The organism is Amedibacillus sp. YH-ame10 (genome assembly GCF_053848885.1).
Window position 1 is genome coordinate 1 of the sequence record NZ_JBSPFA010000039.1, and the last position, 23342, is coordinate 23342.

Consider the following 23342-nt stretch of genomic DNA (forward strand, 5'->3'; position numbering starts at 1 on the left):
CATTCTTAATTCAACCTTTCTCATAATGACCTCCCTTAAGGAGATATTATATACTTTTATTAAATTACATTGGGACATTTTCAATATTGATACATTGAGACATTATCATTTTCGAATGAGAAACTGTTTATTTATAGCATATAGTGAATAGACAAATAATTACATAGTGATATACTAAGCTTACAGTAGTTAAGGATTCCTTGGCGGTAAGGAATACTATCTACGATAAGTTGTTTAAAGGGTACTTTTATCCTAGAAAAATGATATCTTTCTAAGATAGTAAACGAAATGCCCTATACATGTAAAATAAGGATATAAACATGCAGTGTAAAGTAAGCATCATGTGGTAAATGTGTGCGTGTATATTGTTGGTAAAGTAGTAAACTAATGGGAAGGTGTGATATAATGAACATGGTGATGACAATGATAAAGTATATTCATGGAGACTTATTAAATAGCCCAGCACAAGTGTTGGTTAACACAGTGAATACAGACGGTGTTATGGGGAAGGGTATTGCATTGCAATTCAAAAAAAAATATCCGGATATGTTTAAAAAGTATCAAATTTTTTGTGAAAACAAAATGCTTTCTGTTGGAAAACTATGGATTTATAATGCTGGTACCAAATGGATACTGAATTTTCCTACAAAACAACATTGGAGAAACAAATCACAATATGAATATATAGAAGAAGGTCTAAAAAAGTTTGTTGAAACATACCAAGAAAAGGGCATAACATCTATTGCATTTCCTAAACTTGGATGTGGAAATGGAGGTTTAGATTGGGAAATAGTTAAAAAGATGATGGAACAATATATGAAAAATCTTCCAATTGATATATATATTTATGAAGAAGAATATAAAGATATAAAAGAATATGAAGAAACGCGTGGAATAAAAAAATGGCTGCATACAGAGGTGAAAAATTTACCTTATGCTGAATTTAAAGAAGACCTAAAAGAGCTTATATCAAATAGTGATTTATTGAATCAAGAACATATCGATTATGAATTAGAAGATTTGTGGAATAAGCTTAGAAATGGTGAGTTCTATTGCCTTGATGTAATGTGGTTGGATAATGAATTTGGTAAAGAAATCATTTCTACATTACATAAACTTGACTATATTGTAAATTGTAAAGTGTTTAATGCAATAAAGGGTGTATATGTAGATGCTGTTCAGATTTATGATATAAGTGAAGAAAAGATGAATAAAGGGGAATTGTTATGAATTCCTATAGACAATTCTTAGAAGAACACAAAAATGAATTTGGTTTAGATATTTCCAAACTATGGTGGATTAAATATGTATATCACTTTAGTAATATTGATAATATTGTTAATATTCTTGAACAAGGTTCCTTATATTCGAGAAATGAATGTATTAGAAGAGGAATCATGGGCAATGAAAATGCAAGCACGGAAATAATAGATCAAACCGAAGATGAGATAAGAAATTGTGTTAGACTTTATTTTCGCCCTAAAACTCCAACACAATTCTATAATGAAGGATATTCAACTAGTCAAGAAAGAGATAGGTATAATTCCGCTCATATTCCAGTTCCCATTTTTTTAGCCTTTCGTTCTTATGAAATTTTGAATCTTCCGACAACACGCTTTTCAGATTGTTCGTTAGCAACGCATGGCTTTCATTTATATGAAAATTTTGAAGACTTTAAGAAACTTGATTTCAAATCTATATATCATGATGGAGCGCTTAGAGAAGATGAAAAAACATACATTGTTCAAAAAAGACAATCCGAAATCATCGTTAAAAGTAAATTAAGTCTAGAATATTTAGATATGATATGGTGTAGATCAAATGCTGAGTATGTAACATTAATCAATATTTTAAGTGAGAAGGGTGTTTTGGAAAAATATAGAGATAAAATAAGTGTTAAACAAGCTTCTAACTTATTCTATATGCACCATGTTTATATAGACCATGTAAATATGAATTTAGACAATATCAGAATAGATTTGAAGAATGTCTCAACTATGTATCCTATTGAAATGAGAGTAGATGTAATGATTGGAGATATTTCGTATCCAAAGTTTGTTACTCTACAACCAAAGAAATTTTATAATTATGACTTGATGCCTCTTCGTAATTCTATCGAACAAAATAGTGGCTATCTTTGTAAAATATTTTTTTTCGATAAAACAGTGAATGATGATGAAGGAACCCAAGTTTATTATGGTAAATGGTCATTTAATTTAGATTTACCTTTTTAGATTAGTAAATGAAGAGATTGTTCTATAAAATATAAAGAAAAATAGAGGTTTCACACAATTACTGTGATACTTCTATTTTTAGTTATTGCTAGTCATTTTTTTCTTTTTCATACGATTTCCACATATTGTAATGAAACCCTTTACATAAATGTAAAATATGACATAAAACGCTATGTTTTATACGGAAAATAGAGTAAAATAGAAGATATAAAGAAACTGGAGGATTACGTATGAAAAAACATAATTTACAAGAATATTACAAGGGGAATGATATTCATGCATATGAAACATTTGGTGCACATGTGTGTGTAGAAAGAGATTGTAAAGGTGTTCGATTTACAACCTATGCTCCACATGCGAAGAGCATTCAAGTCATTGGGTCATTTGATGATTGGAGTTGTAAAGGTCATGAAATGAAACGCAAAGATGATAAAGGGGTATGGTCTTTATTTATCAAAGATGTAAAAGAGGGAGATATGTATAAATATCGTATCACCCAAGCAACCGATCGTGTTGTGGATAAAATGGATCCTTATGCTTTTTATAGCGAGTTACGTCCTAACACCGCAAGTATTGTAGCGGATATTGACAGTATGAAGTGGACAGATGAAAAATGGATGTCCACACGTACAAAAAACTTTGATAAACCTTTGAATATTTATGAGATGCATCTTGGTTCATGGAAAAAAGATGAAGCAATCGAATGGGTGAATTATAAAACTATCGCAAAGGAGTTAATTGCATATTTAAAAGATCATAACTTTACGCATGTGGAATTGATGCCTTTAAATGAATTCCCGTTTGATGGTTCATGGGGATATCAGTGTAGTGGATATTTCAGTGCTACTTCTCGTTATGGAAGCGTGAAAGATTTAATGTATCTTATCAATGCTTTACATAAAGCTAATATAGGAGTTATTTTAGATTTTGTGCCTGTGCACTTTGTAAAAGATGATTTCTCCTTATCATACTTTGATGGAACACCACTTTATGAATATGAAAAAGCTGTAGATGCGGATTCACAATGGGGGACTGCAAACTTTAACCTTTGGCGTGAAGAAGTACGCTCTTTCCTCATGTCTGCGGCATCTTTCTGGATTGATAAATATCATATTGATGGATTACGTATGGATGCGATTTCCAATGTTATTCATTGGCATGGTAACAAAGATTTAGGAGAAAACGAAGGAGCTATTCATTTTATCAAACGAATGAATTACAACCTATCACAAGAATATCCTGGTGTTATGTTAATCGCAGAAGATTCAAGTGACTTCCCGAATGTGACAGCCTCAACTTTAGATGGAGGATTAGGATTTGATTACAAATGGGACTTAGGGTGGATGAATGATACATTACAATATCTTGAAAAAGATCCTATTTATCGTAAATGGCACCAAAGTAGTATTACGTTCTCTATGGCATATTTCTATTCTGAACGATTTATGGTGGAATTCAGCCATGATGAAGTTGTACATGGTAAAAAAACAATCGTAGATAAAATGTGGGGAAGTTATGAACAGAAATTCTCACAATTACGAACTCTTTACCTATATATGTTTACACACCCTGGAAAGAAATTGAATTTTATGGGAAATGAATTAGCTCATTTCCGTGAATGGGATGAAACGAAACAATGTGATTGGGATTTATTAAAATATCCAATGCATGATGCATTCAATAAGTATTTTGGAAAGCTAGGAGAATTATATACAACGATTCCTGCGCTTTATGAAAAAGACTATGATTGGACTTCTTTTGGATGGATAGATGCGGATAATGCGGATGAAAATCTATTCTCTTTCCTACGTAAAAATGAAGATCGAAATTATGTAGTCATTTTAAATTTCTCTCCAAATGCTTACCAAAAACATGTATTTGGTGTACCTTTTGCGGGAACCTATAACGAAATCTTAAATACCGAATTAGATATTTATGGTGGAGAGATAACAGGGTTACAAAAAGTGAAAGCAGAGAAAGAAGAATGTAACAAACAACCTTATCGTATTGCGGTTGATGTACCAGCCTTTGGTGGAGTGCTTTTAGAGTATAAAATAAAGAAGACCACGCCAACAAAGAAAACGGCTGTTAAAGCTACAAAGAGTGTTAAGAAATGATCGTTTGCTAATTCAGCACAACCTGTGTATAATAATTGCAAATGCTTTAAGCGAAAGGCAGGGATTTTATGAAAGTAGTAGTCATCGGTAGTGGAAGCTGGGGAACTGGCCTAGCACAAGTGTTATGTGATAACAAAGTAGATGTAACCATTTATGGAAACTGTGAAAGTGAAATACAGGACATCAATGAGAATCATAGAAATTCAAAATACTTTGAGAATGTAGATATCAATCCAGATTTAAAAGGAACGATGGACATCGAAGTGGTCAAAGGTGCAGATATTGTGTTATTAACGGTACCTACCATTGCGATAGAAAGTGTTTGTAAACAAATAGATCCTCTATTAGATAAGAAGACAATCATCGTCAATGCATCAAAAGGTTTCCATCCAGAAACTTTTGAACGTATGTCTTGCGTAATTCGTAAACATATAAGTCCTGAACATTTGAGTAGTGTCGTATCTCTTATTGGACCAAGTCACGCGGAAGAAGTAGTGGTTCGTATGTTAACAACCATTTGTGCTATTTCTTTAAATGAAGAAGACGCTAAAGTTGTTCAAGAGACATTCTCTAATGATTATCTACGTATCTATACAGGAAATGATGAAATCGGTAGTGAAATTGGAGTCGCTATTAAAAATGCGATTGCAGTTGCTAGTGGTGTGCTTTCTGGCTTAGGTTATGGAGATAATACACGTGCTGCTTTGATTACACGTGGTCTTATGGAAATGACACGTTATGGAGTTGCTATGGGTGGACGTCAAGAAACATTCATGGGCTTGACTGGTATTGGTGATTTAATTGTTACTTGTACAAGTAAGCATTCACGTAATTTCCAAGCTGGTTATGAAATAGGAGAACACGATAGTGCGAAATATTTCTGGGATAACAATACAAAAACTGTAGAAGGTGTGCGTACTGCGAAAGCAGTTCATGAAACAGCTGTAAAAGCAGGAATTGATATGCCAATTGTAAATGAAATATATCGTGTGTTATTTGAAGATGAAAAGCCAAGTGAATCCGCAAAGAATTTGATGTTGCGTGATTTGAAAACGGAAATCAATTTATAAAATGCATATATAAAACTGAAATGTAAGGAGGATTATTTTCTAAGTATTCCTCCTTTTTATATTTATATTGGGATAAAGCATTCTAGAAACTGGAGTGCTTTTCTTGTATCCTGTACAAATAATGTTATAAGTTGTGAAATAAATTGTATTTGATTTATCTTAGATGGATTGTTATTTTATACTAGAAGGAACATTAGAAATGGGAGTGATGTAATGAACAACGCAATGTTACTAGTTTTAATATCCATTGTTATGATGGTGATTGCTATACCATTCATTATTAGGAGCTTGTTATGGAATCGAGTTTTGAAACAATTGCATAAAGGACGATATGAGGATGTATTAAAGAATCTTCATAGTAACGCATTCAAACTATTTTTTAGTGAGTATGATCGACAATACAATTGTTTACGAGTATATCTAGCAAAATCAGAGAATAAAAAGATTGAAGAACAAACAAAGGTACTATTAGCGATGAAATTAAGTGAGCAACAGGCATATCAAGTTGCCAGTCAAACGTATTTTTATTTTTTAGAAAAAGGTAATAAAGAGATATGTTCTCAAATGCTAGAGTTCATAAAGAATAAGGCGGATGAGGAAACGATTCGTTATAATAGTATGCTTTATCGTGTCATGATTGAAAAGAAGTATGAGGATATAGAACCATTAGAACGTATGCTTGTAGATATGGAGCAAGCTAAAGTAAAAAAAGATTATCAAGTTGATCATCAAGTACAAATGGGAATATTACAGTATCTACTAGCTTTGCAATATTCTTATAAGAAAGATCGTAAGATGATGGAAGCATATGTACATAAGGCAAAGGGGAATTTAAAGGGAACACCTTATTACAAAAAAGTAAAACAACTTTATAGTTGAAACAAGGGAGGAATTACATGAATGCAGTATCAAATCTTGATAAGCGTTGCTACGACATATTAAAGAGAATCATGTATGCTGGTGGCTATTTAAAGATACAAGAGCTAGCAGATGAAATGCAAAGTTCAAAGCGAAGTGTATATTATGATATTAATAAAATCAACGACTGGCTTCAAGAGCGAGGCATAGAAGAATTAATACAAGAAAGAGGAAAAGGAATCATTGTAAATCACACACAGATTAAAGCTATTCAGGATGCTTTATCTGAAACGAGCAGTGATACCAATCATTTGTTTACACGTGATGAACGAGTAAAGATACAAATTTGTTCCATTGTCATACGATCCAATCCATTATATATAGAAGATTTTATGGAGTCCTGTCAGGTAAGCCGTAATACGATTATCAATGATTTAAAGAGTGTTGCACAGTTTCTAGAAATCTACAATTTAACATTGTCCTATGATATCAAGCGAGGATATCGAATCGTTGGAGATATTATTAGGAAACGAGCGTTGTTCTTTATGTTGTTTCCATCTTTATGGGAGTACTATGAAAGAAAACTTATTCCAGCGGTAGATGAAGAGAGCGTGCAACATAATTTACATCTTTTAAAACAAATCGAACAAGAATTACAAGCAGAATATGTAAGTGGTATTTTGCCTTCCTTGGCACTCTTCTTATCTTCTGTAGATAAAAGAAATGATCGTTTGACGTTTAATGATATGGATGAAGAAGAAATAGTAGAAACAAAAGAATATCATTTAGTATCACAAAAGTTTGTACGTCTTGCGCCTGAAGAGAAAATTTATGTGACCTTGCATTTGTTGGGGTCGCGTTTACAAACCATACCTGTAAATGTAATGAAAGATCAAGATGAAACCTATGAAATTTCAAAAAACTTGGTGCATGAATTTGAACGTTTGACGTGTGTTTATTTTGATCAAGAAGAAGAGTTGATCAATGCTATTAATGCACATTTGAAAACGTCCTTATATCGTTATCGTTATGGAATTCAGTTAGGAAACCCAATGTTGGATAGTATTGAAACAGAATATGAGGAGCTATATGAGATTACGAAGAAATCTTGTGAATATTTAGAACGAACACTTGGATACTTGATATCCGATGCAGAAGTTGCTTATATAACTTTACATTTTGGTGCCTTTATGACGATGCGAGAAACTAAGAGTAGAAATCTTCGTATTCTTATCATTTGTCCAAATGGGATAGGAACTGGGAATATGCTTCGTAATGAAGTTGCTTCACTTGTTCCACAAGCAACAGAAATTATCAATCTACCGCTGAGCCAATATCAGAAAGATCATGGGTTTGATGTAGTGATATCTACCGTTGTATTAGCGGAAGAGAAGAAGCTCATTGTTGTACATCCGATTTTGACAGATCAAGATCGAGTAACCATATTACGCAACTGTATGGTAAGTGAACCTCACACAAACCTTCAAATACAAGAAATTGTTCGACTTGCGACTAGCTATATTCCTAGTTCAAAGCTAAATGCATTTGAAAGAGATCTACAAAATTATTATGCTAGTATGCAATCTCATGTAGTACCACATCACAACTATGGACACAATTTATTGTATTATTTAAAACTCTCTCATATTAAGCAGTATGATGGAGAATGCGATTGGGAAGAGGCAATTCGCTATTCCTGTACACCATTGTTAGAGGATGAATCTATATCGCAAGAATATGTAGAAGCAATTCTGGAAGATCAAAAACAACGTGGTCTTATGATGTTCCTTGCGGATGGTTTGGTGTTGGCGCATGCTGCAATAGAAAAGGGTGTTCGAAAGCTAGATGTATCTATGTGTACATTCAAACATCCAGTTACCTTTTTAAACGGTAAACAAGCACGCATTATTATTGTATTATGTGCGGAAGATCAACGAAAACATATTCATATTTTAAACGATGTATTGAACATATTTTCTAAGAAGAAAAGCATTGAACAAATTGCTGCACTTACATCTAGTAAAGAAATACAAACTTATATACAAACGCATACGCAACCAGAGGATGCATAAAGAACATAAGTAGGCAAAGATTGCCAAGGTATCCAAAACTTGCACAATTTGGTGCAATTATTTGGTTACATTCATCTATTGGATTGCACATAAACAAGAAAAGAATTGGCCTTGTATTAGCGCCAATTAAAATGGATAATGAACATGTAAAGGGGAAATAAAATGAAGTCAATGAGCCATTTATTAAAAGAAGAAAACTGTTATATACGACAAAGTGTTGTCGATTGGAAAGAAGCGGTTCATATTGCTTGTGCTCCACTGATACAACAAAACTATTGTACCGAAGCTTATGAAACGGCGGTATATGAAAACACTGAGAAGTTTGGTCCTTATTATGTCATATGTGAAAATTTAGCACTGATTCATGCGAGTAATGAAAAGGGTGTTGTAGAGACACAGATGAGTGTCACCATATTAAAAGAGCCGATCAAATTCAAGCCAGATGGTTATGATGTAAGAGTTCTAGTAACACTAGTGGCAAAGGATAGTGAATCACACATGGAAGGTATTCAAGCTATTTCGAATATCTTCATGGATGAGAACAAAGTCCAACAAATACTGGACGCAACATGCGCAAAACAAATATACGAATTGTTTGTTTCTAATGCATGTGAAATATAGCGTTAACAATAATGGGAGGAGTTTTATCATATGTTAGAATTTATTGTAAACATTCTATCGACGCCTGCAATACTTGTAGGTCTCATGGCTTTAATTGGATTGTTGCTACAGCGCAAGCCACTTGAAGACGTAATGAAAGGAACCGTAAAAACAATTGTAGGGTTCTTAGTTCTATCCGCTGGTGCGGCATTTCTACAATCTGGTTCATTAAATGCATTTGGAGATTTATTCAACTATGCGTTTAATATGCAAGGTGTAGTGCCAAACAACGAAGCGATTGTATCTCTCGCACTTCAAGATTTTGCGAAAGATACCGCATATATCATGTGTTTAGGTATGATCCTAAATATTGTAATTGCTCGTTTTTCAAGATTACATTACATTTTCTTAACAGGTCATCACACATTCTATATGGCATGTATGTTAGCTGTGTTATTGAATGTAGGTGGTCTTGAGGGTGTACAATTATGGTTAGGTGGAGGGTTATTGCTCGGATTTATCATGGCGTTCTCACCAGCTATTTGTCAACCGACGATGCGTAAGATTGTTAAAACAGATGAATTAGGGTTTGGCCACTTCGGTGGTGCAGGGTATTGGTTTGCAGCACAATGTGGAAAATTATTCAAAGGAAAAGGAAAATCTACAGAGGAAGTAAACTTTCCTCAACGATTAACTTTCCTACGCGATACAACAGTAGCAATTGGGATTACGATGATGGCATTCTTCCTAATTGTAACCGCAGTAGCAGTATCAAAAGGTATCTTAAGTGCAGATGCAGCTTCCATTTTAAAAATTCATCCGAATTTAAGTGGATTATTAAATGTAGGTGCAGAAACAAAAACACACTGGGCTGTTTGGTCTATTACAAGTGGATTAAGCTTTGCAGGTGGTGTATATATCATCTTAAGTGGTGTTCGTTTGATTGTAGGAGAAATTGTTCCAGCGTTCCGTGGTATTGCTGAAAAACTTGTACCTGGTGCAGTTCCAGCAATCGATTGTCCAGTTGTATTCCCATATGCTCCAAATGCCGTATTGATTGGATTCCTAGTTTCTTTCTTAGGTGGTGTTGTTGGATTATTTATTCTTGGCTTCATCGATGCAAACTTGGTAAGTGTAGCACTAATTTTACCAGGCGTTATTCCTCACTTCTTCTGTGGGGCAACAGCTGGTGTATTTGCCAATGCAGAAGGTGGATTAAAAGGATGTGTATTTGGAAGTTTCATGCATGGTTTACTAATTACATTCCTACCTGCAATTTGTATGCCAGTTATGGGTGCATTGAATTTCGCAAACAGTACATTCTCAGATGCAGACTTCTCATGGATGGGAATTGTATTTGGTAACATCGCTCAATTTATACAAGGTAGCGGATTGCTCATTGTATGTGCTGTCGTATTCTTAGCACCAATCGTGTACAACTATGTAGCACCAAAGAAAGTTAAAAAAAGCGAAGACGCTTAAAGAAAGAGGCAACTCATGGAAATTAGAAGAATAGTATGTTGTTGCGGTCAAGGTTTAGGTAGTAGCATGATCGTTAGTATGAACGTAGAAAAAGTTTTAAAAAAATTAAATATTACGGGTGTAAGTGTATCACATACCGCATTATCTGAAGTTGGAGAAGGCGATGCTGATCTATTTGTTATCGGTGCAGATTTAGCTCCACAGTTGACGCATTTTAAAAGTAAGATAATTTTAAATCAATTAATGGATATGAATGAAATCGAAACAAAATTAAAAGAGGCATTCAACCTGTAAGATTCAGAAGAAGAAGGCTCTGTCTTCTTTTTCTTTACGAAAAAATTTATAAAAATAGATAAAAGGAGGGCAATATGGAGGTAAAAGAGAAGAAAGATTTACAAGTGTTAGCGGCACAGATTCGTATTCATATTCTACAAATGTTGGAACATCGAGGGTATGGGCATTTAGGTGGTGCTATGTCTATTGTAGAAGTATTGAGTGTATTATATGGAAAACAAATGCATATCGATCCAAAACAGCCTAAGATGGAAGATCGTGATCGTTTGGTCTTGTCGAAAGGACATGCAGGACCAGCTTTGTATAGTGTGCTCGCTCAAATGGGATACTTCGATAAAGAAATGCTATATACCTTAAATGAAGGAGGAACCATATTACCAAGTCATCCTGATCGATTAAAGACTCCTGGTGTAGATATGACGACGGGTTCTCTAGGACAAGGAACAAGTGCTGCGGCAGGCATTGCTATGGGATTGAGAATGAACAAAAGTAATCGTTATGTGTATTTGATTGTTGGAGATGGAGAACTAAATGAAGGGCAATGTTGGGAAGCATTTCAATTCATCGCGCATTATAAATTAAACAACTGTATCGTCTTCATTGATGATAACAAACGACAACTGGATGGCTACACAAAAGATGTTATAAATCCATTTAGTATTGTGGATAAAATGAAGGCTTTTGGTTTTCATACCCAATGTGTTAAGGGGGATGATGTCGAGGCAATTGATAGCGCAATTAACCGTGCCAAAGAAGTGCAAGATCAAGCCGTTTGTATAGTGTTAGATACAATAAAAGGGCAAGGGATACCATACTTTGAAGAAATGTTATCGAATCACTCCGTAAAATTTGGGGAAGAAGAAAAGAATGCCACACATCTTGCAGTAGAAGAATTAAAAGCCTTTATCGCAAAGGAGGGAGCATAAATGTTTAAGATAGTAGAAAATCAAAAGGTAGTTGGAAAAGAACTTCGTGGAGTGGTAGTAGAAACACTACAGGAGTTGATGAAAACAGATGATAAAGTGGTCGCCATGGAAGCAGATTTAGGTGGAGCAAGTGGGTTTACAAAAATTCAAGCAACGCATCCAGATCGTTTTATTCAATGTGGTATTTCTGAAGCAAATATGACAGGTGCAGCCGCAGGTTTATCTCTTTTGGGATATAAACCTTACATTCATAGCTTTGGGCCATTTGTTTCAAGAAGAGTATATGATCAAATTTTCTTATCTGGTGCTTATGCAAATACAACATTGAATATTTATGGTTCAGATCCTGGTTTTTGTGCAGGACCAAATGGAGGGACACATACCACTTGGGAAGATGTCGCAATTCTAAGAGCAATTCCTAACGTTGTAATTTGTGATGGAGCGGATGCTGTGCAAACTTCATGGATTGTTCGTGAATTCTCAAAACATGAAGGGGTACATTACTTACGTGCAAATCGCAAAGGTGTTCGTAATCTTTATGAGGAAGGATCTACTTTTGAACTAGGGAAAGGCAATGTTATTAAACAAGGGCATGATGTTTTAATTATTTCAGCTGGACAACTTGTAAGTGATGCATATGATTGTGCAATGTCTTTGGAAGAACAAGGGATTTCTACAGAAGTGATTGATATGTTCTGTATAAAACCATTAGATGTTGAACTCATTGTAAAAGAAGCCAAAGATAAGAAAGCCATCGTTACCTTTGAAAACCATTCGATTACTGGGGGATTGGGAAGCGCAGTTGCGGAAGTGATGGCGGAAAACAACATTCATGTTCCTTTTAAAAGACATGGTGTGAAGGAACGCTTTGGACAAGTAGGAACTCCTGAGTTTTTACAGGGGGAGTTTCATTTATGCGCAAAAGATTTGGAAAAGAGTATCAAAGAGATTCTGTAATGAGTTTACATGAATTCCAATAATTGTGTAAACTTTATAATAAATTTAGAATCCTTAGGTGTGAATTTATGTTCACACCTTTTTTTGATGATGGCTTAAAAAGGGTGTCAAATATGTAGAATCATCGAAAACACTAGTGAACCAATATAAATTGTTGTATAATATGACTGGTCTAGCTAAATTGCTATGCCTTATAAAAGACAGTAAAGGAGACATCTTCATGTTTAAAAGTATTCGTTATGTCATCACAGAGAATGTGACCAATATATATCGTATTTACTGTATTGCCAAATATGAATTGCTTGGAGAAATCCGAGATTCAAAATTTGGATTGTTTTGGAACTTTGCTTCTCCTGCTATTCAGGTCGCAACATTCTACCTTGTGTTTGGTGTTGCTTTGCATCGTAAGGGACAACAAAATGTGGAGTACCTTCCATGGGTTGTCGTTGGATTCTGTGCATGGTGGTTTATTCAGCCTTGTATTGTCCAAGGGTGTAGTGCAATCTTTGCGAAGACCAATGTGATTACCAAGATGAAATTTCCTGTAAGCGTATTGCCAATGACCGTTATCGCAAAAGAGTTGTTCAATCACTTTTGTATGCTATGTATTGGTTTTGTGGTACTGTTGTTATTTGGGTTTTATCCAAACATTTACTGGTTAGGTATTATTTATTATATGATCTGTGCAATTGCGCTTTTAGAAGCCTTGGCTTTAATTACATCCGTATTAACTATGTTATGGCGTGATGTAAAGAAACTTGTTACTTCTTTGATGCGTATGTTACTGTATCTATCAACTGTATTGTTTGCGGAAAACTTTGGGATTGCGATTTTGGATGTGTTTATGAAATTGAACCCAGTGTACTATATTGTACAGGGGTATCGAGATTGTTTATTGTTTGAAAAATCTATCTTTGCACACCCTGCATTAACGTTATACTTCTGGTTGTTGATTATTGCTTTATTCTCTATTGGAAGTTATCTGATGTATAAATTCAAAACGAAGTTTATCGATATGATCTAGGAGGTAGACAAGAATGGCTAAAATAAAAAAAGAACATGAACCATATGCAGTTGTTATGGAAGATGTCTCCAAAATATATCGTTTAAAAAAGAAAGCAAGAAAAAATGTAAAAGGTTCAGATGAACATTTTTATGCTTTACATAATATTAATTTTAAAATTGAAAAAGGAGATTGCGTAGGAATCCTTGGTACCAATGGTTCAGGGAAATCTACCTTATCACTTATCCTTTCTGGTATCTCCGATAAAGATAGCGGAAGTATTCTTGTAAATGGAGAACAAGCACTCATTGCGATTAACACTGGACTCAATATGCAGTTAACGGGTGAAGAAAATATTGAACTTAAGGGAGCGTTATTGGGTTTAAAGAAGAAAGAAATTGAAAATATCAAACAGAGCGTAATTGAATTTGCGGAATTGGGAGATTTCCTTTATCAACCGGTGAAGAAGTATTCAAGCGGGATGAAATCACGCTTAGGGTTTTCAATCTCTTTGGCACTAGATCCAGATATCTTCATTGTGGATGAAGCTTTGTCCGTAGGAGATAAGGGATTTGCACAAAAATGTATGACACGTATGCAAAAGCTACGTGATGAAGAAGGAAAGACAATTTTCTTTATTTCACATGCACTTCAACAGGTACGCGATTTCTGCCATACTGGTATGTGGATTGAAGGTGGAAAATTGGTTGAAATAGGAGATATTGATACTGTATGTGATCACTATTCTACCTATGTAGATGAATATAACGCTTTAAGTGAAGCAGATAAGAAGAAACAGCGTGAAGAGAAATTTCAAGAACGAATTATACAAAATTATAAAAAGAAATTGTTTTGGTAAGAAAGGAATAGAACTATGAAGAAAGTAATTACTTATGGAACATTTGATTTATTTCACATCGGGCATTTGAATATTTTAAAACGTGCGAAAGAACTTGGAGACTATTTGATTGTCGCAGTTTCAAGCGATGCGTTTAACTGGAATGAAAAAGGAAAGAAATGCCAAATCAGTGATGTTGATCGTATGGAAATTGTGAAGGCAATTCGTTATGTAGATGAAGTTATCCTTGAAGAAGGATGGGATCAAAAAGTACAAGACGTTGTGAAATACAATGTTGATGTATTTGTTATGGGAGATGACTGGGAAGGAAAGTTTGATTTTCTAAAAGAATATTGCGATGTTGTTTATTTACCTCGTACAGAAGGTATTAGCACAACGCAATTAAAAAAAGAATTAAAAAAATAAGAGGTGCTATATGAAGGTAAGGAAGCTTTTTGAGAAGTTAAAAAAGAATGTTTATTTTTCTTGTAAAGAAAAAGCGATTAGGGAACAACATATATTATTAGAAGCTGGACAAGGTAAAAATTTGAATGGGAATATGTTTGCCATGGTTCGAGAACTTTGTGAGAATGAATCTTTTCATGACTACAAAGTAGTTTTTGTTGTAACTGAAGATACAAAAGAAGCAGCACAAAAACGTTTTGCGTTCTATGGTTATCATGTAGAGTTGGTAATTCGAAATTCAGATGTGTATAAAGACTATTTGGCAACTTGTAAATATTTGTTAACGGATAATTCTTTTCCACCATACTTTCATAAAAGAGATGAACAAATATATTTAAATACATGGCATGGAACGCCATTAAAAACCCTTGGGAAAAGCGATTTAAAGAATGCGGCTAGTTTAGCAAACATTCAGAAAAATTATTTGATGAGTGATTATGCATTATTTCCAAATGAATTTACAGAAAATGTCTTTATGAAAGACTATATGTTAGAAAATATATACAAGGGTAAAGTAGTGCTTGCGGATTATCCAAGAAATCGTGTATTCCTTGATGAACAAGCCAATCAAAACCTTCGTGCAAAATTAGGACTTGAAGACAAAAAACTAATCGCCTATATGCCAACATGGCGTGGAAGTGGACGTGAAGCAGATACACGTATCCAAAAAGAACTAATGGAACACTATTTTTCTGCAATCGATGCACAACTAAAGGATGATCAAATCTTCTATGTAAACTTACATTTCTTATTGGGAGATATTTTAGACTATAGTCAATATCAGCATATTAAACCTTTTCCATCAGATTATGAAACGTATGACTTTTTAGCAATCTGTGATATGCTGGTTACTGATTATTCTAGTGTATTCTTTGATTTTGCTGTATCAAAAAAGAAAATCATTTTATTTACCTATGATTTAGAAGATTATATGAGAGATCGTGGGACTTATTTTGCGGTGAGCGATTTACCTTTTCCAATTGTGGAAACTGTGGATAAATTGATCAAAGAAATCAATAAGAAGACAAAACACAAAGCGTATGATGAACTCTTACAAATGTATGGTGCATATGCCGATGTTCATACGCCAGAAAAGATTTTAAATCTTTTAGTGCATGGAAAAACAAAGGGCTTGCAGATCCATAAGGGATTGGATAATAAAAGAGCTTCTATTCTTGTTTATGGCGGAAAATTAAAAAATCCACAACTTAATATCCTATTAAGAGAATATCTAGTACAATTGCAGAAAGAAAATCCTAAAAAGAATCTTATTTTAGCATTTCGAGGGAAAATAACTGCGAAAAAAGTTGAATTCTTAAATGATTTACCAGAAGGTATCAATTATTATGCGATTGTGACAAAATTTGAATTCCCTTTAAAAGAGAAAATCAAATACGCTATCGCTATGCGTAACTTCTATTTCGCAAAGAAATTTGCGTCTCATAGTAAAGATTTCTTTGAAGAAGAACGTCAGCGTTTGTTTTATCATTTAACCCCAGAGAAAGTGGTGTACTATTCAGGAAACCCACATTACATGTATAAAATCATGTCAATGTTTTCTTGTGAAAAAGAGGCGCATATACATCATAACAATGTTATGGGTATTGCGGCACGTGCAACCTCTAATCTCATCATGTGCAAATATATGAATGCGCATTATACGAAAGTGATTGATCATCGTTTTGATGATGTACATCACTTATGGGAAGACAAAGAAAATTACTACAACAAATGTCTAAAGATGGGAAATATCTTTTACTATATATCTAATACGAAAAAGGGATTGCATATCTCTGGTATTGCCTTAGCGTATACCGTCTTGCCATTTTCCTTAAAGAACTTAAAAATACAAGTTGCTCAGCAAGTGTATGATGCACATTTGAAAGAAGGATTACATATTGGAAGAGGAGTTCGATTAACACATTATTCCTTAACCATACCTTATGAAGATGTAAAAACTCTAGAAATACAAAACAAAGTCAATCTTGTATTTACGGATACAGAGGGATATGGAATTTGTACAGGTATCAAATTTGATTTATTTAGCCTTCGTAAAGGGAAAAACAGAAGAGGACCAATCCATGTTTTTCCAGCAACTTCAACGTCTGCATATTATCGCCAAACAGTAAACAATGTACTCTACCTTACGGTACGTAAACAAAATGCAACGGACGCGACAAAGGAACAATGTAAATTGAACTTGGCCTATTATTTAGCGAAGATCGTGCCTTTTCCAAAGCGTATCTTACTATTTGAAAAAGAAGGTAGTCGCTATGAGGAAAGTGCATCTGTACTTTATGAAGAACTCATAGATAATGGATATACCAACACGTATTTTATCTTAGATAAAAACTATCCACATATTGATCGTATCGATCCAAAATATAAGAAGAACCTTCTTTATAAAACAAGTTTTAAACATTATTTCTATTTCTTTAAATCAAAGACATTCTTGGGTTCTGAAGCAATGGTACATGCGATTGATTTAAGAATTTCCAATCGTTGTGCACAAAAGAAACTTGCTAGAAAAGATAATGATTATGTCTTTTTACAACATGGAGTTATGTACATGGTATCACTTGATAGTGAATCTAGAAGATTCTTTAAGCCTAAACGTACCAAAGGGAAATATCGTGTAGTCGTATCTTCAAAAGAAGAAGCACGTCATTTTACAGAACTAGGAAACTATCGTCCAGAATATATTTATATTAGTGGTCTACCTAAATATGATCGTAATATCTTGCAAGAAGATGCGGATAAGATTACGATTATGCCTACATGGAGACCATGGGAATACAATGAAGCAAGATATGATTTTAGTACTACAAAGTACTATCAAATGATTGAACGTATATTTCATGCGATTCCTAAGAAAGATAGAGAACGCGTTGTTATTTTACCTCATCCTTTGTTTTGGGATGCAGTGAAAGATGCGGATTTTGAATTGCGTCCTTATTTAAACACAGAAAGCAAGTATGACGATGTGTTAAAAGAGACAAAAGTTTTAATTACAGATTATTCTTCCATTGCCTATGATGCATTTTATCGTGGTAGTAATGTTATCTTCTATTGGGAAGAAAAAGAAGAATGTATGGAAGCTTATGGGCCTACTACAAAACTGATGTTAAATGAAGAGAATGTATTTGGAGATATCTGTTATGATGCAGGGAATCTAAAACGTATCTTAGCAAAGAATTTACAAGATTCACAGGTTTTGGAGTATGTAGAGCGATATCAACATCTTGTAACCTATCATGATGGACACAATACACAACGATTGATAGAATTCATGAAGAAAGATGGAATTATTTAGGAGTCGACTATGGTCAATAAAATAAAAAAGATTCTTGTGAATGGTATGCGATGGACATTTGAAGTACTCTTTCGATTGGTACCAATCCATAAGAAGATGGTACTCTTTATATCTTTTCATGGAAGAGGGTATTCAGATAATCCCAAAGCAATCTTTCTACAGATGAAAAAAGATGAGCGTTTCAAAGATTATGTCTTTGTATGGGCGCTTAGAAAAGAAAATATGATAGAAATAGAGGGAGCGAAAGTAATTCCTTACTTTACGCCTGTCTATTTTTTTCATTTAGCACGTAGTAAATATTGGGTATGTAACTGTAAATTACAGAAGTACATCGTACGCAAGAAGAAACAAGTGTATTTACAGACGTGGCATGGAACACCGTTGAAGCGTTTAGCACATGATATCATCGTTCCAGAAGGAACAACCTTCTATCGTTCTCATATGAGCGCAGATGCAATGCGTAAAACCTATGACAACGATGTAAAGAAATATACGTACATGATTTCACCAAATAAGTTTTGTACAGAGGTATTTCAAAGTGCCTTTCAAATCAATAGAGAACGTTTGATTGAAACAGGTTATCCTAGAAATGATTATTTAAGCAATGTAACAGAAGAAGAAAAACAAGCGATTCGTAAGAAGTTATATATTCCAGATAACAAAAAGATTATTCTATATGCCCCTACTTGGCGTGATAATCAATTTACAATGGCAGGTTATACCTTTGAGTTAAAGGTGGATTTCATGAAGTGGAAAGAAGTCCTAGGAGAAGAGTATGTTATCCTATTTAAGCCTCATTACCTAATTACTTCTACGTATAAACATGAACCAGAACTTGAAAATTTCGTCTATGATATAGATGCTAAATCAGATATCAGTGATTTGTATGTAATCTCTGATATGATGGTAACAGATTATTCCAGTGTATTCTTTGATTATGCTGTGCTGAAACGACCAATGTATTTTTATATGTACGATATTGAAGAGTACGCAGATGAATTAAGAGGATTCTATTTAGATATTCATAAAGATCTTCCTGGAGAAGTATTCAAAATAGAAGAAGCAATGTTACAAGCAATAGCCAATCATCTTTTTGATTATGATAAACTTGAAACCTTTAATCAACGTTTCAATAATCGAGAAGATGGACACGCTGCACAGCGGGTCATTGATATTATGTGTTCATAAGGAGGAAACTTATGGGATTAAAAAAAGCAGTCCTTACATGCCTACTACAGGTATGCAATTTCTTCTTTCGCATGTGCTCGATTAAACAAAATAGAATTACGTTTATTTCACTGACGGCAGATCATTTAGAACAAGATTTTCTAGAAATTGATAAGCTTTTAAGAGAAGACAATAAATATGATTTACACTATAATCTCATCGTGTTTAAAAAGACATTAAAAGATGATTTTATGTATATGTTGAATTGTATTCGACAATTATATGAAATTAATGTTTCAAAATTGATTATATTAAACGATAACAATTTTGTGGTGAGTACGTTCAAACGAGAGGGAACTTATGTATTACAAACATGGCATGCATGTGGTGCCATTAAAAAATTTGGTAATCAAATAGAACGTCAATATCCAGTAAGAAATTACGATGGAGTATTGGCGAATAGTACCTATTGGAAAGATGCTTATCATGAAGCCTTTGGCGTAAAACAAGAACAAGTGATTGTCACAGGAATGCCTAGAGTTGATAAACTTTGTGATGAAGAAATAGTGTCTTCCTATAAAGAACAATTTTACGAAAAGTATCCGCAGTATAGACATCAGTACAAAGTTCTATACGCGCCAACGTTCCGCGGAAATATCATAAAGGGACTACGTTATGATGATTTAGACTTGGCTAGTGTGATGTCTCAACTTCCAAGTGACTATGTGATGTTTTATAAGATGCATCCTTTGTTGGCGGACGCCTCATTAAAAGAGGGAGAACGCATTGTTAATGTGAGTCATGAAGATTTATATATGTTGTTGTGTGCTTGTGATTGTTTAATTACAGATTATTCTTCTATCCTATTCGATTATTCTCTTTTAGGAAAAAAAGCAATTTGTTATGCGAGCGATTATGAGGACTATCAACAAACCATTGGCTTTAATGTACAATACCAAAAAGAGATGCCTTCTAAGATTTGTACAAATGAGCAAGAATTGATCGAACAACTTAGTGAGTGTTCATTTGATGAAGGGAAGATGAAAAAATTTCAGGAAATGTTTATGCCTTTTGATGATGGCGATAATGCTAAAAGGGTGTATGCACATATTCAAAAAGTTATGAATTCATAGATGAAAAGGAAACGAATATCGTTTCTTTTCTTTTGGTTAGGCAAATTTAAGTGAAAATAGTGTTCTTAAAAGCATGAGGGATTTGTTCAGTATATAAGACAGGTGTGTTTTTATAATGAACGTTTTGTATAAAAACACATAAGATAATCATAATAAAGGGAGTGATTTATGAATAAAATTTGTATTATCCCCCTAGATAAGGTAAAATTATAGTGTATTATATTTTGAGAGGAGTTTTATTTTTATGGCAAATGGATTCAGAAATGCGGATGAATTCAAAATCGAATTTAAGAAAAGAATCATTCAACACTACGGTCGTTCTATTGAACAGGCTCACATAACAGAAAAATATATGATTTTAGGAGAGATGGTTCGTGATCACGCAAGTGAGAACTGGAATCAAAGCAAAGATGTAGTAGCAAAAAAACAAGAGAAACAAATGTACTATTTTTCCATGGAATTCTTGATGGGAAGATTACTTACAAATAACCTTATGAACTTAGGGATATATGATATTGTAAAAGAAGGACTTGCGGATTTAGATATTGATATCAATGCCCTTGAAGATTTAGAGAGTGATGCAGGGCTTGGAAATGGTGGTTTAGGTAGACTAGCTGCTTGTTTCTTAGATTCTTTGGCGTCTATGAATTACTCAGGAAATGGAAACTGTATTCGTTATGAATATGGTTTGTTCAAACAGAAGATTGTGAACAATGAGCAAGTTGAAGTACCTGATCAATGGCTTTCATTAGGAAATGTTTGGGAAGTTCGTAAACCGAAACATTCCGTTGAAGTTAAATTTGGTGGACATGTAGATATGTGGATGGGTGAAGATGGGAAAGCTATCGTAAACCATATTCCAAGTTTAGTTGTTAAGGCAGTACCATATGATATGCCTATCGTTGGACAGAATACAAAAAATACCAATACGCTTCGTTTATGGAGTGCTGAGGTTGCGGATGATGCATGTGATGCGTCTAGTTTAAATGAATATGTAAATGAAGTACGTGAAATATGTCGTAATGTATATCCTGATGATTCTACAGAACACGGAAAGAAGTTAAGATTGAAACAACAGTATTTCTTTGTAGCTGCAGGATTGAATAACATTATTGATTCTCACATGCGTACGTATGGTACGTTACAAAACTTCGCTGAAAAAACAGCAATTCAATTAAATGATACACATCCAGTATTGTGTATTCCTGAGTTGATGCGTATATTCTTAGATGAATATCGTTTTGATTGGGATGAAGCATGGGGAATTGTAAAGAAAACAATGGCATATACAAACCATACAGTATTGAGTGAAGCCCTTGAAAAATGGCCTGTTCAATATGTACAAGAATTGTTGCCTCGTATCTATATGATTATTGAAGAAATTGATCATAGATTCAAATTCCGTGCATCTCATGAGTTAGGTAGACCGGATTTGATGAGCGAATGTTGTGTCTTAAAAGATGGACAAGTGCATATGGCAAACCTTGCGATTATTGGTTCCCATAGTGTAAATGGAGTTGCGGCTCTTCATACACAGATTTTAAAAGAAGACGTTATGAAAAACTTCTATGCTTTATATCCAGAGAAGTTTAACAATAAGACAAATGGTATTACACACCGTAGATGGTTGTTGTATTCTAATCCAGAATTAACAAGCTTGTTAGAGAAATATATTGGTCCAGATTTCAAAGCTGAACCAAATAAATTATTGGATTTAATGAGTCATGTAGACGATGCGACACTTCAAGAAGAATTCATGAAAGTGAAATTGCAACGTAAACAAATTTTGGCTGATTATATTAAGAAAACATTAAACATTGAAGTGGATGTAAATTCTATCTTTGATGTACAAGCAAAGCGTTTGCATGCATATAAACGTCAATTATTAAACGTTATGCACATTATGGATTTATATTTCAAAATGAAGGAAGATGCGAATTTCCGTATTCATCCAAGAACCTTTATTTTTGCGGCGAAGGCAGCGCCTTCTTACACATTCGCAAAAGAAGTTATTAAGTTGATTCATTGTGTTGCGCAAAAGGTGAATAATGATCCAGAAATTGCACCATATATGAAAGTTGTATTTATACCAAACTATGGTGTAAGTATCGCAGAAATTTTAATGAATGCGGCAGATGTATCGGAACAAATTTCAACTGCTGGTAAAGAAGCTAGTGGTACAGGAAATATGAAGTTTATGATGAACGGAGCAATTACACTTGGTACTATGGATGGTGCTAATGTGGAAATCGTCGAAAAAGTTGGTTTCAATAATGCGGAAATCTTCGGTTTACGTGCGGATGATGTAAGCTTAATTCGTCATGAGAATTCTTATGATGTATGGCGCAAATACAATGAGAATCAAAGTGTCAAACGTATTATTGATGCGTTAAAAGATGCTACATTCTCAGATAACGCAAAAGACTTCAAATTGATTTATAACGAAGTAATGTTTAAAAACGATGAGTACTTATTGTTGGCAGACTATGATGCATATGCACATGCGCAACAAAACATTGACTATCGTTATCAAGACAAGGCGAATTGGGCGAAGAGTTGCTTAGTGAATATTGCACAATCTGCATTCTTCTCAAGTGATCGTACAATCAAACAATACGCAGAAGAAATCTGGAATATTACACCAGTAGAATTTAAATAGTAAGTGAGGTTCGTATGCAAATACGGACTTCTTTTATCTATTAGGAACTTGCATAATTTAAGTGGAAATGAGAGAAAACGAAAAAAGCATGACGAAAAGGCTCTAAGAAGAGCCAAAGAAGGACACGACAAGTTTTTACTTTTGATTCTCTAGA

19 protein-coding genes are annotated in these 23342 nt (G+C 34.0%); all 19 read left to right on the forward strand.

The features are described from left to right. Window positions 1-423 precede the first annotated feature (423 nt). The 19 genes from ACWG42_RS13345 (at window position 424) to ACWG42_RS13435 (ending at window position 23188) form a co-directional block, all read left to right on the forward strand. On the forward strand, window positions 424-1230 hold the full coding sequence (locus ACWG42_RS13345; protein ID WP_455793055.1) for a macro domain-containing protein: 807 nt from the start codon (window positions 424-426) through the stop codon (window positions 1228-1230). Next, on the forward strand, window positions 1227-2234 hold the full coding sequence (locus tag ACWG42_RS13350) for a DarT ssDNA thymidine ADP-ribosyltransferase family protein (protein ID WP_455793056.1): 1008 nt from the start codon (window positions 1227-1229) through the stop codon (window positions 2232-2234). Before ACWG42_RS13345 ends, ACWG42_RS13350 begins: the two co-directional genes overlap by 4 nt. A gap of 230 nt (window positions 2235-2464) precedes the next feature. After that, window positions 2465-4351, forward strand: coding sequence for a 1,4-alpha-glucan branching protein GlgB (gene glgB / locus ACWG42_RS13355; protein ID WP_455793057.1), 1887 nt, complete (start codon window positions 2465-2467; stop codon window positions 4349-4351). A gap of 68 nt (window positions 4352-4419) precedes the next feature. After that, on the forward strand, window positions 4420-5421 hold the full coding sequence (locus tag ACWG42_RS13360; RefSeq protein WP_455793058.1) for an NAD(P)H-dependent glycerol-3-phosphate dehydrogenase: 1002 nt from the start codon (window positions 4420-4422) through the stop codon (window positions 5419-5421). A gap of 213 nt (window positions 5422-5634) precedes the next feature. After that, complete coding sequence (locus ACWG42_RS13365; protein ID WP_455793059.1) at window positions 5635-6300, forward strand: hypothetical protein; 666 nt, start codon at window positions 5635-5637, stop codon at window positions 6298-6300. Window positions 6301-6317: 17 nt separating this feature from the next. Continuing rightward, window positions 6318-8351, forward strand: a complete 2034-nt coding sequence (locus ACWG42_RS13370; protein WP_455793060.1) for a BglG family transcription antiterminator — start codon at window positions 6318-6320, stop codon at window positions 8349-8351. A gap of 20 nt (window positions 8352-8371) precedes the next feature. Next, window positions 8372-8512: a hypothetical protein gene (locus ACWG42_RS13375; protein ID WP_455793061.1), complete on the forward strand. Its 141-nt coding sequence runs from the start codon at window positions 8372-8374 to the stop codon at window positions 8510-8512. Window position 8513: 1 nt separating this feature from the next. Continuing rightward, on the forward strand, window positions 8514-8972 hold the full coding sequence (locus ACWG42_RS13380; RefSeq protein WP_455793062.1) for a PTS sugar transporter subunit IIA: 459 nt from the start codon (window positions 8514-8516) through the stop codon (window positions 8970-8972). 30 nt (window positions 8973-9002) lie between these two features. Further along, complete coding sequence (locus ACWG42_RS13385; RefSeq protein ID WP_455793063.1) at window positions 9003-10433, forward strand: PTS ascorbate transporter subunit IIC; 1431 nt, start codon at window positions 9003-9005, stop codon at window positions 10431-10433. Between the two features lie 15 nt (window positions 10434-10448). Further along, window positions 10449-10727 carry a PTS sugar transporter subunit IIB gene (locus tag ACWG42_RS13390; protein ID WP_455793064.1) on the forward strand — a complete coding sequence of 93 codons (279 nt, stop codon included), beginning with the start codon at window positions 10449-10451 and terminating at the stop codon, window positions 10725-10727. A gap of 74 nt (window positions 10728-10801) precedes the next feature. Then, window positions 10802-11653: a transketolase gene (locus ACWG42_RS13395; RefSeq protein WP_455793065.1), complete on the forward strand. Its 852-nt coding sequence runs from the start codon at window positions 10802-10804 to the stop codon at window positions 11651-11653. Beyond that, the gene (locus tag ACWG42_RS13400; RefSeq protein ID WP_455793066.1) at window positions 11654-12610 is read left to right on the forward strand and encodes a transketolase family protein; all 957 of its coding nucleotides are present in this window, start codon (window positions 11654-11656) and stop codon (window positions 12608-12610) included. It begins immediately after the preceding gene. Between the two features lie 220 nt (window positions 12611-12830). Next, window positions 12831-13634: an ABC transporter permease gene (locus ACWG42_RS13405; protein WP_455793067.1), complete on the forward strand. Its 804-nt coding sequence runs from the start codon at window positions 12831-12833 to the stop codon at window positions 13632-13634. A gap of 13 nt (window positions 13635-13647) precedes the next feature. Beyond that, window positions 13648-14472: an ABC transporter ATP-binding protein gene (locus ACWG42_RS13410; protein ID WP_455793068.1), complete on the forward strand. Its 825-nt coding sequence runs from the start codon at window positions 13648-13650 to the stop codon at window positions 14470-14472. Window positions 14473-14487: 15 nt separating this feature from the next. Beyond that, window positions 14488-14877, forward strand: coding sequence for a glycerol-3-phosphate cytidylyltransferase (gene tagD, locus ACWG42_RS13415; RefSeq protein ID WP_455793069.1), 390 nt, complete (start codon window positions 14488-14490; stop codon window positions 14875-14877). Between the two features lie 10 nt (window positions 14878-14887). After that, complete coding sequence (locus ACWG42_RS13420) at window positions 14888-18229, forward strand: CDP-glycerol glycerophosphotransferase family protein (protein ID WP_455793070.1); 3342 nt, start codon at window positions 14888-14890, stop codon at window positions 18227-18229. 9 nt (window positions 18230-18238) lie between these two features. Further along, window positions 18239-19417: a CDP-glycerol glycerophosphotransferase family protein gene (locus ACWG42_RS13425; RefSeq protein ID WP_455793071.1), complete on the forward strand. Its 1179-nt coding sequence runs from the start codon at window positions 18239-18241 to the stop codon at window positions 19415-19417. 11 nt (window positions 19418-19428) lie between these two features. Further along, window positions 19429-20529 (forward strand): CDP-glycerol glycerophosphotransferase family protein, encoded by a 1101-nt coding sequence (locus ACWG42_RS13430; protein WP_455793072.1) that lies wholly within the window; start codon window positions 19429-19431, stop codon window positions 20527-20529. A 244-nt stretch (window positions 20530-20773) separates the two neighbouring features. Further along, window positions 20774-23188: a glycogen/starch/alpha-glucan phosphorylase gene (locus ACWG42_RS13435; protein WP_455793073.1), complete on the forward strand. Its 2415-nt coding sequence runs from the start codon at window positions 20774-20776 to the stop codon at window positions 23186-23188. The last annotated feature ends 154 nt before the right edge of the window (window positions 23189-23342 follow it).

Bases quoted from the DNA above. Each gene is read 5' to 3' on its own strand.
- ACWG42_RS13365 (WP_455793059.1), top strand. From the start codon at position 5,635: ATGAACAACGCAATGTTACTAGTTTTAATATCCATTGTTATGATGGTG.
- glgB (WP_455793057.1), top strand. From the start codon at position 2,465: ATGAAAAAACATAATTTACAAGAATATTACAAGGGGAATGATATTCAT.
- ACWG42_RS13350 (WP_455793056.1), top strand. From the start codon at position 1,227: ATGAATTCCTATAGACAATTCTTAGAAGAACACAAAAATGAATTTGGT.
- ACWG42_RS13345 (WP_455793055.1), top strand. From the start codon at position 424: ATGATAAAGTATATTCATGGAGACTTATTAAATAGCCCAGCACAAGTG.
- ACWG42_RS13430 (WP_455793072.1), top strand. From the start codon at position 19,429: ATGGGATTAAAAAAAGCAGTCCTTACATGCCTACTACAGGTATGCAAT.
- ACWG42_RS13425 (WP_455793071.1), top strand. From the start codon at position 18,239: ATGGTCAATAAAATAAAAAAGATTCTTGTGAATGGTATGCGATGGACA.
- ACWG42_RS13360 (WP_455793058.1), top strand. From the start codon at position 4,420: ATGAAAGTAGTAGTCATCGGTAGTGGAAGCTGGGGAACTGGCCTAGCA.
- ACWG42_RS13405 (WP_455793067.1), top strand. From the start codon at position 12,831: ATGTTTAAAAGTATTCGTTATGTCATCACAGAGAATGTGACCAATATA.
- ACWG42_RS13390 (WP_455793064.1), top strand. From the start codon at position 10,449: ATGGAAATTAGAAGAATAGTATGTTGTTGCGGTCAAGGTTTAGGTAGT.
- ACWG42_RS13380 (WP_455793062.1), top strand. From the start codon at position 8,514: ATGAAGTCAATGAGCCATTTATTAAAAGAAGAAAACTGTTATATACGA.
- ACWG42_RS13435 (WP_455793073.1), top strand. From the start codon at position 20,774: ATGGCAAATGGATTCAGAAATGCGGATGAATTCAAAATCGAATTTAAG.
- ACWG42_RS13420 (WP_455793070.1), top strand. From the start codon at position 14,888: ATGAAGGTAAGGAAGCTTTTTGAGAAGTTAAAAAAGAATGTTTATTTT.
- ACWG42_RS13370 (WP_455793060.1), top strand. From the start codon at position 6,318: ATGAATGCAGTATCAAATCTTGATAAGCGTTGCTACGACATATTAAAG.
- ACWG42_RS13395 (WP_455793065.1), top strand. From the start codon at position 10,802: ATGGAGGTAAAAGAGAAGAAAGATTTACAAGTGTTAGCGGCACAGATT.
- tagD (WP_455793069.1), top strand. From the start codon at position 14,488: ATGAAGAAAGTAATTACTTATGGAACATTTGATTTATTTCACATCGGG.
- ACWG42_RS13385 (WP_455793063.1), top strand. From the start codon at position 9,003: ATGTTAGAATTTATTGTAAACATTCTATCGACGCCTGCAATACTTGTA.
- ACWG42_RS13400 (WP_455793066.1), top strand. From the start codon at position 11,654: ATGTTTAAGATAGTAGAAAATCAAAAGGTAGTTGGAAAAGAACTTCGT.
- ACWG42_RS13410 (WP_455793068.1), top strand. From the start codon at position 13,648: ATGGCTAAAATAAAAAAAGAACATGAACCATATGCAGTTGTTATGGAA.